This window comes from Variovorax sp. GW821-FHT09A10 (assembly GCF_059418385.1).
Map to the genome: position 1 here is coordinate 446612 of NZ_JBWKPT010000002.1, position 12921 is coordinate 459532.

The following is a 12921-nucleotide window of genomic DNA, read 5'->3' on the forward strand; positions in this document are numbered from 1 at the left end:
ATTACCTCAAATGCCTATTTGGGAAATATATTTCCGATGCGTAGAGCCTACTTGGGTATCAACGTGAAGAGCGGCATGACCACGCCCATCACCCAGTTCTGGCCGAAATCGAGGGCGGCCCGACGGTACTTCTCGTCGGCCTGCGCGGCCAGCAGGTCGAGCCGTGCCACCACCTTCGACAGCTCGCGGTCGGCCACGAGGTTGCGCCCGCGATCGCTGATCTCGGTGGCCAGCAGCAGCGGCTGGCCGTCGGGGCCGGTCTTGGAAGAGATGAGCCAGAGCGAAATCTCGAAGTTGCGCGCCGTGCGGTAGCTGTTCTCGGCGTCGACCCCGTCGATCATGGTCTGGTCCCAGGTGTTGCCGTTGGCCTGCTTGAGCATCGTGACCCAGCCGACGACCAGCGCCGCCACGCGGTCGCCCTGGTAGGCCTGTGGGCCGGTCTCGAAGGCCAGGCGGATGGCGTCGATGCCGGTGGCGCCGCGCAACTCGGGCAGCGGTGTGCCCTGCAGGACTGCGTCCCAGGTGCGATGCGTGGCTTCTTCCATGGAGGCGGCCGATTTGCGCCATTCGCGCGGGTTGCGGCGGTACAGCGTGGTCTGCACGCGGCGCACCGATTGCAGGTTGTCGCGCAGCGACAGGTTGGCGATGCGGTTGGTGGCGGATTGCAGCCACTCCTGGTTGCCGTAGGGTTCGGCGCGCTCGGTGGATCGGAGGGATGAACAGCCCGTCAGCGCCAGCGGCGCGAGCAGGGCGGCCGCGGTGCCCGCCAGCAGGCAGGTGCGTCGCGCCGCGAGGGGAGAAGCCGGGGAATCGCTCATGCCCTGACGTTATCATCCACGGCTGGGGCGGCGGCTCGCTTCAAGCTGCGGGCCCGTGCAATTTTCCTTACAAATCAATACCTTGGCGCTATGCCAAGGCAGGGCGACAAGTCGTGCGTCTTAACTCCATCAAGCTCTCGGGCTTCAAGTCGTTCGCCGAACCCACCAACTTCCTGCTGCCGGGCCAACTGGTCGGGGTGGTAGGGCCGAACGGCTGCGGCAAGTCGAACATCATGGATGCCGTGCGCTGGGTGCTCGGCGAGTCGCGTGCGTCGGAACTGCGCGGCGAGTCGATGCAGGACGTGATCTTCAACGGCACGACCACCCGCAAGCAGGCCAGCCGTTCGAGCGTCGAACTGGTGTTCGACAACGCCGACCATCGCGCCGGCGGCCAGTGGAACCAGTTCACCGAAATCGCCGTGCGCCGCGTGCTCACGCGCGACGGCACCAGCAGCTACTACATCAACAACCAGCCGGTGCGCCGTCGCGACGTGCAGGACGTGTTCCTGGGCACGGGCCTCGGGCCGCGCGCCTACGCCATCATCGGCCAGGGCACGATCAGCCGGATCATCGAATCCAAGCCCGAAGAACTGCGCCTGTTCCTCGAAGAGGCAGCCGGTGTCTCCAAGTACAAGGAGCGCCGCCGCGAAACCGAGAACCGCCTGGGCGACACGCGCGAGAACCTCACGCGCGTCGAAGACATCCTGCGCGAACTCAACGCCAACCTCGAAAAGCTCGAGAAGCAGGCCGAGGTGGCGGCGCGCTACAACGCGCTGCAGGGCGACGCCACGAAGAAACAGCACCAGCTGTGGTTCCTCAAGCGCGGCGAAAGCGATGCCGACCAGGCCAAGATCAAGGCCGATTCGGAAAAGGCCATCAACGACCTCGAATCGCGCACCGCCGACCTGCGCCGCATCGAGTCCGAACTTGAAACCGTGCGCCAGGCCCACTACGGCGCCGGCGACCTGGTGAACCAGGCACAAGGCAAGCTCTACGAAGCCAGCGCCGAAGTCGGCCGGCTCGAAGGCGAGATCCGCTTCGTGGTCGAAGGCCGCCAGCGCGTCGAACAGCGCCTCGTGCAACTGCGCGAACAGATGGGCCAATGGGGCCGTCGCCGCGAAGAGGCCGAAGCCGAGATCGAGACGCTGGCCGGTGCCGGCGTCGATGCCGAAGAGCAAGCCATCCTGCTGGCCGCGCAACTCGAAGAGCACGACGCGCGCATGCCTGACCTCGAAGAGGCCGTGCAGCGTGCGCAGAACGAAGCCAACACCCAGCGCGCGACGGTGTCGCAGGTGCAGCAGCAGATCCAGGTGCTGGCCGCGGACCAGCGCAACATCGAAGACCAGAGCCGCCAGCTCACGCTGCGCAGCGAGCGTCTGCGCGCCGACCAGAACGCACTGGCCGCGCCCGACGAAGACCGGCTGATCGAAATGCAGGAACAGCTGGACGCGGCGCAAGAAGCCGCCAGCGAATCCGATGCCCGCCTGCAGGAACTGCAGGAAGCCGTGCCGCAGCTCGATGAAGACCGTCGCGCCAAGCAGCAGGCCGTCAACACCGAGGGCGCCCGCCACGCCGAGTTCTCGGCCCGCCTCGAAGCGCTGCGCGCGCTGCAGGAGAAGGTCAAGACCGACGGCAAGCTCGCCCCCTGGCTCGCCAAGCACGGCCTCGATGGCCTGCAGGGCCTGTGGAGCCGCATCCACATCGAACAGGGCTGGGAGAGCGCGCTCGAATCCGCGCTGCGCGAGCGCCTGGGTGCGCTTGAAGTCAGCCGGCTCGACATGGTGCGTGCCTTCGGCAACGACGCTCCGCCCGCCAAGCTCGCTTTCTACAGCCCGCCCGCCGCCGGTGTGCCTCAAGGTGCGGGCGCGCTGCCCAAGCTGTCGAGCCTGCTGCGCCTGAACGACGCCGGCCAGCAAGCGCTGCTGAACGACTGGCTGCACGGCTGCTTCACGGCCGAGACTTTCGAAGAGGCGCTGGCCCAGCGCGCCACGCTGCAGCCCGGCGAGGTGATCTACGTGCGCAGCGGTCATGCCGTGTCGTCGCACAGCGTGAACTTCTACGCGCCCGATTCCGAGCAGGCCGGCCTCCTGGCCCGCCAGCAGGAAATGGAAAACCTCGAGCGCCAGCTGAAAGCCCAGACGCTCATCAACGAAGAGGCGCGCACCGCGCTGGTCCGTGCCGAAGCCGCCTACGGCGACGCCGCACAACGCCTCGTCACGGCCCGCCGCGAAGCCGCCGAAACGCAGTCGCGCGCCCATGAGCTGCAGGTCGAGACACTGCGCATGACGCAGCTCGCCGAGCAGACCCGTGCACGCAGCCAGCAGTTGGCAGCCGACCTCGGCGAGGTCGATGCCCAGCTCGAAGAGTTGCAAGAAAAACGCATCGCCGCCGAGGGCCGCTTCGAAGAGCTCGACATGCAACTGGCCGACAGCCAGGAGCGCCATGCACAGCTCGACGAGCGCGTCATCGAAGCCGGCCGCACGCTGAATGCCAGCCGCGAACAGCACCGCAGCCTCGAACGTCAGGCGCAGGAAGCGACCTTCTCGCAGCGCACGCTCGAAGCGCGCCGCGGCGAACTGAACCGCAGCATCGAAACCGCCTCGCAGCAGACCGTCGCGCTGACCGACGAAGACGAGCGCGCCCGCGCCGAGCTGAGCCGCCTGTCGGACGCCGCCGCGCAAGCCGGCCTGCAGGACGCGCTGTCGCTCAAGCTGGAGCGCGAGACCGCCTTGGGCGCGGCCCGCAGCCAGTACGACGACCTCACGCTCAAGCTGCGCGCCAGCGACGAACGCCGGCTGCAGCTCGAACGCGAGCTCGATCCGCTGCGCCAGCGCATCACCGAGTTCCAACTCAAGGAGCAGGCCGCGCGCCTGGGTGTCGAGCAGTACCAGCAACTGCTGGACGACGCCGGTGCCGACCTCGAAGCGGTCGCGCAATCGATCGAGACAGAGAAGGTGCGACTGACCGGTCTGCAAAGCGAAATCGACCGTCTGAACCGCGAGGTGGTCGCGCTGGGCGCCGTCAACCTCGCCGCGCTCGACGAACTCGCCATTGCGAGCGAACGCAAGATCTTCCTGGACGCCCAGTCGGCCGACCTGAACGAAGCCATCGGCACGCTCGAAGACGCCATCCGCAAGATCGACGCCGAAACGCGCGACCTGCTCGGCGGCACCTTCAAGATCGTCAACGAGCACTTCAGCCGCATGTTCCCCGAGCTGTTCGGCGGCGGCAATGCACGCCTCGTGATGACCGGCGACGAAATCCTCGATGCCGGCGTGCAGGTGCTCGCGCAGCCGCCCGGCAAGAAGAACCAGACCATCCACCTGCTCTCGGGCGGCGAGAAGGCGCTCACAGCCATTGCGCTCGTGTTCGCCATCTTCCAGTTGAACCCGGCGCCTTTCTGTCTGCTGGACGAAGTGGACGCGCCGCTGGACGACGCCAACACCGAACGCTATGCCAAACTTGTGACCGCCATGAGCCGCGAAACCCAGTTCCTCTTCATCAGTCACAACAAGATCGCCATGGAAATGGCCGAGCAACTGATCGGCGTGACCATGCAGGAGCAGGGCGTGTCGCGCATCGTTGCGGTCGACATGGAGTCGGCGGCCTCGATGGTCGAAGCGGCATAAGGCAGGCGCGCGCATGAGCAATCTCACCCTCGCCCTGGCGATCCTCGGCGGCCTCGTTCTCGCGGCCGTCGTGGCCTACAACACCCTGATGTCGCGTCGCAACGCGCCGCGCCAGCCTGACGCGGTCGATGTCGCCTTGGCTGAAGCCGAACGCGCGCTGGCCGGCGGCAGCGACGGCGGCGTGGAGCCGATGCTCCATGCCGATCCGAGCCAGGTGGCCGGCAGCGACCGCCACGAGCCGCTGTTCGACCCCGACCTGCCCGCGCCCAGCGGCGTGCCCGTGCCCACCGGCGAGCGCCGTGGCGGGCTCGATCCGCTGATCGACGTGATCGCGCCCATTTCGCTCGAAGGCCTGGCCTCGGGCGATGCCGCGCTCGCGTCCATGCCGTCGACGCGCCGCGCTGGCAGCAAGCCGGTGGCCATCGAAGGCCTGAACGACCTCACCAGCCAATGGGAGCCGCCAGCGCCCGGGCAGCGCTACCGCGCCTTCCAGGTCGGTGTGCAGTTGGCCAACCGCACCGGGGCACTCAACGAGATCGAGTACTCCGAGTTCGTGGTCAAGGCGCAGGCCTTTGCCGACGCGGTGAACGGCGCGCCCGAGTTTCCCGAGATGCTCGACGAAGTGGCGCGCGCCCGCGAGCTCGACCAGTTCGCCAGCGCGCACGACGCGCAACTGGGCTTCGTGCTGCGTGCGCTGCACGCGGCCTGGAGCCCGGGCTACGTGCAGCAGAACGCTGCGCGGCTGGGCTTTGTCGCCGGGATCATCCCAGGCCGCATGGTGCTGCCGACCAGCGAGGCCGGCCTGCCGCCGATCCTCGGGCTCTCGTTCGACACCCAGGCCGCGCTGGCCGACGATCCGGCGCAATCGGCGATTCGTGAACTCAGCCTGAGCCTGGACGTGCCGCAGGTCGATCGCGGCGAAGAGCCGTTCCGTCGCATGCGCGAAGCTGCTGCCACGCTCGCCCGTGAGATGGACGGCGTGGTGACCGACAGCGACGGCCAGTTGCTGCGCGACGAAACCATGGACGTGATCGGCACCGACCTCGAGCAGCTGTACGACACGCTCGATGGACGCGACCTCGCCGCGGGCTCGCCGCTGGCGCGACGCCTCTTCAGCTGATCCGTCTTTTTCCCGAGGGACACCCCATGACAACGCGCGACGAAGCGGCACGCGAAGCCGCCGCACTGAGCGAGCAGCTGCATCGCCACGCCCATCTGTACTACGTGCTTGACGCCCCCGAGCTGCCCGACGCGGAGTACGACAAGATGTTCCAGCGCCTGCAGGTGCTGGAGACTGAGTTTCCCGAACTGCGCACGCCCGATTCGCCGACGCAGCGCGTGGGCGGCGCGGTGCTCGACGGGCTGGCCAAGGTGCGCCATCGCGTGCCGATGCTGTCGATCCGCACCGAGACCGACATCACGCCGACCGGCGCCAGCGCCTTCGATGCGCGCGTGCGCCGAGAACTGGGCCTGGCCGAAGATGCGCCGCAGATCGCCTACGTCTGCGAACTCAAGTTCGACGGCCTGGCCATGAGCCTGCGCTACGAGCACGGCGTGCTGGTGCAGGCTGCCACACGCGGCGACGGCGAGGTGGGAGAGGACGTCACGCAGAACATCCGCACCGTGCGCGAGATTCCGCTGAAGCTCAAAGGCGCGGCCCCGCCCGTGGTCGAGGTGCGCGGCGAGGTCTACATGAAGCGCGCCGATTTCGACGCCCTCAATGAACGCCAGCGCGAGAAGATCGCTGCCGGACAGAAGAACGAGAAGGTGTTCGTCAATCCGCGCAATGCGGCGGCCGGCGCGGTGCGCCAGCACGATCCGGCGATCGCGGCGGCGCGTCCGCTGAGCTTCTTTGCCTACGGCCTGGGTGAGGTCTCGCCTGCGAGCGATGGCGGGCCCGAAATTGCCACCCAGTTCGACTGGCTGCAGCAGTTCCATGCCTGGGGCTTCCCGGTCGCCACGCAGACAGCGCGGGCGACGGGCGCTATTGAACTGATAGCATTCCACGAAACCATCGGCCGCCAGCGCGATGCGCTGCCGTACGACATCGACGGCGTGGTCTACAAGGTCGATAGCCTGGAGCTGCAGCGGCAACTGGGTTTTGTCTCGCGCGAACCGCGCTGGGCCGTGGCCCACAAGTACCCGGCGCAGGAGCAACTGACCGAGGTGGTCGGCATCGAGATCCAGGTGGGGCGCACCGGCAAGCTCACGCCGGTGGCCAAGCTGGCGCCGGTGTTTGTCGGCGGCGTGACCGTGACCAACGCCACGCTGCACAACGAGGACGAAGCGCGCCGCAAGGACGTGCGAGTGGGCGACACGGTGATCGTGCGGCGTGCCGGCGACGTGATTCCCGAAGTGGTCGGCGTCGCGCCCGACAGCCTGGCCAAGCCCGACGACCAGCGCGGCGCCATCTTCACCATGCCGCACAAGTGCCCCGTGTGCGATTCCGAGGCGGTGCGGGAGGAGGGCGAGGTCGACTACCGCTGCACCGGCGGCCTGTTCTGCGCGGCGCAGCGCAAGGAGGCCATCCTGCATTTCGCGGCACGTCGCGCGGTCGATGTCGACGGGTTGGGCGACAAGCTGGTCGAACAGCTGGTCGATGCCAACCTGATCCGCACCTTGCCCGATCTCTACAAGCTGGGCTTCGTCACGCTGGCGGGGCTGGACCGCATGGCCGAGAAGTCGGCCAAGAACCTCGTCGATGCGCTCGAAGCCTCGAAGAAAACGACGCTGCCGCGCTTCCTGTTCGGCCTGGGCATCCGCCACGTGGGCGAGAGCACGGCCAAGGACCTGGCCAAGCATTTCGGCAAGCTCGACGCGATCATGGACGCGACCGAAGAGCAACTGCTCGAAGTGAACGACGTCGGCCCGGTGGTGGCGCAAAGCCTGCGCACCTTCTTCGACCAGCCGCACAACCGCGAGGTGGTCGAGCAGCTGCGCGCCTGCGGCCTGACCTGGGAAGAGTTCGAGCCCGAAGCCCGTGCGCCCAAGCCTTTGGCGGGACTGACCTTCGTGATCACCGGCACCCTTCCTACGCTGGGCCGCGACGAAGCGAAGGATAAATTGGAGGCAGCCGGTGCCAAGGTGGCCGGCTCCGTCAGCAAGAAGACCCACTACCTCGTGGCCGGGGAAGAGGCTGGCAGCAAGCTCGACAAGGCGCGCGACATCGGCGTCACGGTGATCGACGAGGCGCGTATGCTGGAGATCCTCGCGAACGGGGTTCTACCGGCACCTGAGGCCTGAAGCCGTCGGCATCGGTGGCAGGGGCCCTTACCGGCCGTTACGCGACTTCACATCCGCGCAGTCAACAGGGTCTACAAGCGGGCGTTGAACGATGACAGAAGGCCGACAAGGAGTCCCTCATGCAAAAAATTCGTGTTCTCGCTACCAGCCTCGCACTCGGCGGCATCGCGCTGCTGACCGGCTGCGTGGCCGTTCCTGGCGATCCGTACTACTCCGGCGGCTATTCCGATCCGTACTACGCCGATCCGGGTCCCGTGGTGGTGCCTGCGCCGGTCTACATCCAGGGGGGCGGCTACTACGACAACCGTCGTCCGTACTACGACCGCCGTCCCTATTACGACGGCTATCGGCCCGGCTATCCGTACCCTGGCGTGCGGCCCACGCCTTCGTACCCGACGGCGCGTCCGCCCTGGGGTGGTGGCCGTCCGCCGGTCGCTGTGGTGCCGCCTGTGCGGCCCGGCGCGGGTGGTGTGCCCGGTATCACGCCTTCGCGGCCGCAGCAGATGCCGACCGGCCGGGCGCGGCTGTGGACTTCGCCCGACTCGCAAGGCACCACGCCTCCGTGATCGCGGCCCAGGCATAACGTTCGTGTGAGGCTGTCGCGATAATCCCGCCATGGCCTTCCGCGAAATTCTCAAGATGGGCGACCCCCGGCTGCTGCGCACCGCGCAGCCGGTCGCCGCTTTCGACACCGACGAACTGCACCTGCTGGTGCGCGACATGTTCGAGACCATGCAGGCGGTCAATGGCGCCGGCCTTGCAGCGCCGCAGATCGGCGTCGACCTGCAACTGGTGATCTTCGGCACCGACACCGTCAATCCACGCTACCCCGACGCGCCGCCGGTGCCGCGCACCGTGCTGCTCAATCCTGTCATCACCCCGCTGGGCGATGAAGAGGAAGAGGGCTGGGAAGGCTGCCTGTCGGTGCCGGGCCTGCGCGGCGTGGTGCCGCGCTTCGCCCACATCCGCTACACGGGCTTCGACCTGTATGGCGACCCGATCGACCGCACCGCCGACGGCTTTCATGCGCGCGTGGTGCAGCACGAGGTCGATCACCTGTTCGGCAAGCTGTACCCGATGCGGGTGCGCGACTTCTCGCGCTTCGGCTACACCGAGGTCCTGTTTCCAGGCCTCGATGCGGCCGACGACGACTGACGGGGCGTCCGTCCGTTGACCGGCTTACTTGTTGTTGAGCCCGAAGCGCCCGCCACCCGTGAACGCGAGCGAGATCGCCGCGAACAGGAACATGCCCTGCAGCTCCAGCGCCCAGCCGCCTTGCCCGTTCAACGCGCCCAGGTCCTTGCGGTGCGCCAGCCAGATCGCCACCACCATGTTGATGGCCACGACCAGCGCGGCGGGCCGCGTGAACAGGCCGACGATCAGCAGCACCGGTGCCAGGATCTCGCCCACGTAGACCAGGTAGGCCAGCACCGCAGGCACGCCGTGCGATGCGAGCATGCCGCCGATGCCATCGACGCCCTTGCCGACTTTGGCAATGCCATGCAGCAGGATGAGGATGCCCAGCGCAACGCGCAGGATGAGCTTGCCGGTGTCGTCGGACTTGACCATGGTGTGATTCCTGTTCGGGAGTGATGAAAGGGCCGTATGGTAGTGAAACTGCGAGGCAAACCGGCCTGTCGCCAAGAGGCAGTTCGACATATGTATCCAACGCAGGGTTCTTTGTCTCCGACCTGCATCGCCCCGTACACTGCCTTTTGCCTACTGTTGAGGAGTACACACCCATGACGAAGAAGACAACGACCACCCCAACCACCCGACTGCGCCCGGCACTGCTCGCCGCCGTTTCCGTTTTCGCGCTGGCCACCGCGGCCCCGGCCTTTGCCGGCAAGACGCTCGATGCGGTCAAGCAGCGCGGCACCGTCAAGTGCGGCGTGACCAACGGCGTGGCCGGTTTCTCGGCCCCCGACACGCAGGGCAACTGGTCGGGCCTGGACGTCGACACCTGCCGCGCCATCGCCGCGGCCGTGCTGGGCGATCCGAAGAAGGTCGACTTCGTGCCGCTCAACTCGCAGCAGCGCTTCTCGGCCCTGCAGGCCGGCGAGATCGACATCCTCGCGCGCAACACCACTTGGACGCTCACGCGCGACGCGTCGCTGGGCTTCAACTTCACCACCATCACCTACTACGACGGCCAGGGCTTCCTGGTGCCCAAGAAGCTCAAGGTGACCAGCGCCAAGCAGCTCAAGAACGCCACCATCTGCACGCAGTCGGGCACCACCAACGAGAAGAACGTGTCGGACTACTTCCGCGCGCAGAACATCCCGGTGAAGACCGTCGTGTTCGAGAGCTTCGAGGCCTCGTTCAAGGCCTTCTTCTCGGGCCGCTGCCAGGCCTTCACGACCGACGCCTCGGCGCTGGCCGGCCTGCGCAACAAGGAAGCGACCAACCCCGACGACTACCTCATCCTGCCCGAACTGATCTCCAAGGAACCGCTCGCGCCGCTGGTGCGCCGCGGCGACGACGAGTGGTTCGCCATTGCCAAGTGGGTGCCCAACGCGCTCATCGAGGCCGAGGAGTTCGGCGTCACGCAAGCCAATGTCGACCAGCTCAAGGCCGGCAGCAAGGACCCGGCGCAGCAGCGTCTGCTCGGCGCCGGTGAAGACCTCGGCAAGCTGCTCGGTCTCGACAAGGACTGGTCGTACCGCGCCATCAAGGCCGTGGGCAACTACGGCGAGATGTTCGAGCGCAACGTCGGACCGAAGTCGGTGCTCAAGCTGCCGCGCGGCTCCAACAACCTGTGGAGCAAAGGCGGCCTGATCTACGCACCACCCGTTCGATGAGCCGCCAGGCCTCGCGCCGCGGCGCCTGGCTGGCCTGGCTCGTGCAGGCCCTGCTGGTGTTGGCCGTCGTGGCCGGCGCCTTCTGGGTGGTGAACCATGCGCTCGAGGTGCTGCGTGCACGCGGCGTGCGTTCGGGTTTCGACTTCCTCACCGAGCCCGCGGGCTTTTCGATCAGCGAAGGCTGGCTCGACTTCGATGCCAGCCAGCCGTCATGGCGCGCCTTCCTCGCGGGCCTGATCAACACCGTGCGCGCAGCCGTGCCGGCCGCCATCTTCGCGGTGGTGCTCGGCACGTTGATCGGCATCGGCCGGCTCGCGCCGCACGTGCTGCTGCGCGGCATCTGCACGGCCTACGTGGAACTGCTGCGCAACGTGCCGCTGCTGGTGCAGCTGCTGATGCTGGCCTTCGCGATGGCCAACCTGCTGCCCGACCCGACCGAGCCTGTGCACTTGCTGCCGGGCGTGTGGCTCAGCAAGGGCGGGCTCAGCGTGCCCTGGCCCGTGGCGGGCGAGGGCGGTGGGTGGCCCACGCATTTCGAATGGCCCGAGCGCGGTGACTTCGGCGTGAGCGGCGGCGCCGCGCTGAGCCCGGAGTACGTGACCATCGTCGCCGGACTGTCGCTGTACTCGGCGGCCTTCGTCGCCGAGATCGTGCGCGCCGGCATCCTCTCGGTGTCGCAGGGGCAGGTGCTGGCGGGGCAGGCGCTGGGCCTGTCGTCGGTGCAGCAGCTGCGCATCGTGATCCTGCCGCAGGCACTGCGCGTGATCGTGCCCTCGCTCACCAACCAGCTGTTGAGCCTTACCAAGAATTCGTCGCTCGCCGTGGCCGTGGGTTACCCGGAACTGGTGTCGGTGGCCAACACCACCATCGGCTCCAATGGACGGGCCTTCGAGTGCATCGCGATCATCATGGCGGTGTACCTGCTGCTGTCGCTCGTGATCTCTTTCGGCATGAACCGCTACAACGCGCGCGTCGCGCTGCGAGGCTGGCGATGAGAAACGTCGCGCAAGGTCCCATCGCATGGCGCAGCGAGCTGTGGGGTTCGCCGCCGCGCGCGCTGGCCACGGTGCTGCTGCTGGGCCTGCTGGCCTGGGCCGGCTTCCACGCGTTCGAATGGGGCGTGGTGCATGCCGTGTTCCGCCCCGACGCCGACGCCTGCCGCGCGGTGCAGCACGGCGCCTGCTGGGGTGTGGTGGCGGAGAAATGGCGGCCCATGCTGTTCGGTCGCTTTCCGTACGAAGAGCAATGGCGTCCGGCCATCGCGGTGGTGGTGCTGTCCGCGGTGACCGTGCTCAGCGCCTGGCCGCGCAGTTGGCGCTGGTGGCTGGCGCCCTTGTGGGGCGTGGCGTTGCTGCTGTTCGTCGGGCTGATGCACGGCGGCGTGGCAGGGCTGAGCACGGTGCCGACCAGCCGCTGGGGCGGCCTGCCGCTCACCATCGGGCTCGCGGTGGTCGGGCTGGCGCTGGCCTTTCCGCTGGCGCTGCTGCTCGCGATGGGACGGCGCTCCGAATGGCCCGTGGTGCGCACGTTGAGCGCGAGCTACATCGAGCTGGTGCGCGGCGTGCCGCTGATCTCGGTGCTGTTCATGGCCTCGTTCCTGCTGCCGCTGCTGTGGCCCGCGGGCTGGCAGCCCGACGTGCTGGTGCGCGTGCTCATGGGCCTCACGCTGTTCGTCGCGGCCTACCTGGCGGAGATCATTCGCGGCGGCCTGCAGGCCGTGCCGCGCGGGCAGACCGAGGTGGCGATGGCGCTGGGCTTCGGCCGCTGGCCGGTGCAGCGCGACATCGTGCTGCCGCAGGCGCTGCGCCTCGTGGTGCCGGCGCTGACCAACAGCGTGGTCGGCACGCTGAAGGACACCTCGCTGGTCACCGTGGTCGGCCTGTTCGAGCTGACCGGCGCACTCGGGCTGGCGCTGGGCGGCGACCCGGTCTGGCGACCGTTCTACCTCGAGGGCTACCTGTTCGTGGCCGCCGTCTACTGGCTGCTGTGCTTCGGGCTGTCGCGCTACAGCGTCTGGCTCGAACGGCGCCTGGGCACCAGCTCGGCGTAGCCGGTCTGCGCGTCGGGCTCGCGCGAGAAGCGCCATTCGGGCAGCACCGCGACGAGGACCTCGGCCGTGGTGCGCACCACGCAGCCCGGCGCGGCATGGCCGCCCGACACGCGGCCGGCGGCATCCGACACGCTGAGATGCAGGTGCGAGCCGTCGGGCGACAGCGTGCCGGCGAGCGTGAGGATTTCAAGATCGCCTTCGATCCGCGTCGCCGTCTCGGCGCCCGCGAAACGGATGCTCGCGCCGCTAAGGCTGCCGATGCCCGAGACCACGAAGGCCGCGTCGCCGATGCCGGCTTGCTTCAGCACAGCGTCGAGCGCCGCGCGCAGGTCGTCGCCGGGTTGCAGCCGCAGCACGAGCGTGTCCATGCGCGTGCGCCT

The 12921-nt window shown here is 67.9% G+C and carries 11 protein-coding genes; 8 read left to right on the forward strand and 3 right to left on the reverse strand.

The window, feature by feature from the left end; all coding sequences use genetic code 11:
* Window positions 1-47: 47 nt before the first annotated feature.
* Complete coding sequence (locus AC07Q9_RS08910; protein ID WP_492677044.1) at window positions 48-818, reverse strand: hypothetical protein; 771 nt, start codon at window positions 816-818, stop codon at window positions 48-50.
* 113 nt (window positions 819-931) lie between these two features.
* Here AC07Q9_RS08910 and smc point away from each other — a divergent pair, with 113 nt between their 5' ends.
* The 5 genes from smc to def all read left to right on the forward strand — a co-directional run bounded on the left by smc (window position 932) and on the right by def (window position 8845).
* Window positions 932-4447, forward strand: coding sequence for a chromosome segregation protein SMC (smc, locus tag AC07Q9_RS08915; RefSeq protein ID WP_495308819.1), 3516 nt, complete (start codon window positions 932-934; stop codon window positions 4445-4447).
* Between the two features lie 13 nt (window positions 4448-4460).
* On the forward strand, window positions 4461-5567 hold the full coding sequence (locus tag AC07Q9_RS08920; RefSeq protein ID WP_070060696.1) for a cell division protein ZipA C-terminal FtsZ-binding domain-containing protein: 1107 nt from the start codon (window positions 4461-4463) through the stop codon (window positions 5565-5567).
* A 26-nt stretch (window positions 5568-5593) separates the two neighbouring features.
* The gene (ligA, locus tag AC07Q9_RS08925; RefSeq protein ID WP_495308822.1) at window positions 5594-7690 is read left to right on the forward strand and encodes an NAD-dependent DNA ligase LigA; all 2097 of its coding nucleotides are present in this window, start codon (window positions 5594-5596) and stop codon (window positions 7688-7690) included.
* Between the two features lie 119 nt (window positions 7691-7809).
* Window positions 7810-8256, forward strand: coding sequence for a hypothetical protein (locus AC07Q9_RS08930; protein ID WP_489056737.1), 447 nt, complete (start codon window positions 7810-7812; stop codon window positions 8254-8256).
* Window positions 8257-8305: 49 nt separating this feature from the next.
* Window positions 8306-8845 carry a peptide deformylase gene (gene def, locus AC07Q9_RS08935; protein WP_070060694.1) on the forward strand — a complete coding sequence of 180 codons (540 nt, stop codon included), beginning with the start codon at window positions 8306-8308 and terminating at the stop codon, window positions 8843-8845.
* Between the two features lie 24 nt (window positions 8846-8869).
* Here def and AC07Q9_RS08940 read toward each other — a convergent pair whose 3' ends face one another.
* Entirely contained in the window at window positions 8870-9259 is a 390-nt protein-coding gene (locus tag AC07Q9_RS08940; RefSeq protein ID WP_489056738.1) for a DoxX family protein, read from the reverse strand.
* Between the two features lie 173 nt (window positions 9260-9432).
* Between AC07Q9_RS08940 and AC07Q9_RS08945 the strand changes: the two genes are divergently transcribed.
* Genes AC07Q9_RS08945 through AC07Q9_RS08955 form a run of 3 tightly spaced genes read left to right on the forward strand, consistent with a single transcriptional unit; the run spans window position 9433 to window position 12541 of the window.
* Complete coding sequence (locus AC07Q9_RS08945; protein ID WP_495308825.1) at window positions 9433-10491, forward strand: amino acid ABC transporter substrate-binding protein; 1059 nt, start codon at window positions 9433-9435, stop codon at window positions 10489-10491.
* Window positions 10488-11486, forward strand: a complete 999-nt coding sequence (locus AC07Q9_RS08950; RefSeq protein WP_390343862.1) for an amino acid ABC transporter permease — start codon at window positions 10488-10490, stop codon at window positions 11484-11486. Before AC07Q9_RS08945 ends, AC07Q9_RS08950 begins: the two co-directional genes overlap by 4 nt.
* Window positions 11483-12541, forward strand: a complete 1059-nt coding sequence (locus tag AC07Q9_RS08955; protein WP_495308829.1) for an amino acid ABC transporter permease — start codon at window positions 11483-11485, stop codon at window positions 12539-12541. Before AC07Q9_RS08950 ends, AC07Q9_RS08955 begins: the two co-directional genes overlap by 4 nt.
* Here AC07Q9_RS08955 and AC07Q9_RS08960 read toward each other — a convergent pair.
* Window positions 12496-12909: a PPC domain-containing DNA-binding protein gene (locus AC07Q9_RS08960; protein ID WP_495308832.1), complete on the reverse strand. Its 414-nt coding sequence runs from the start codon at window positions 12907-12909 to the stop codon at window positions 12496-12498. The two genes, AC07Q9_RS08955 and AC07Q9_RS08960, sit on opposite strands and share 46 nt — an antisense overlap.
* Window positions 12910-12921: the final 12 nt, after the last annotated feature.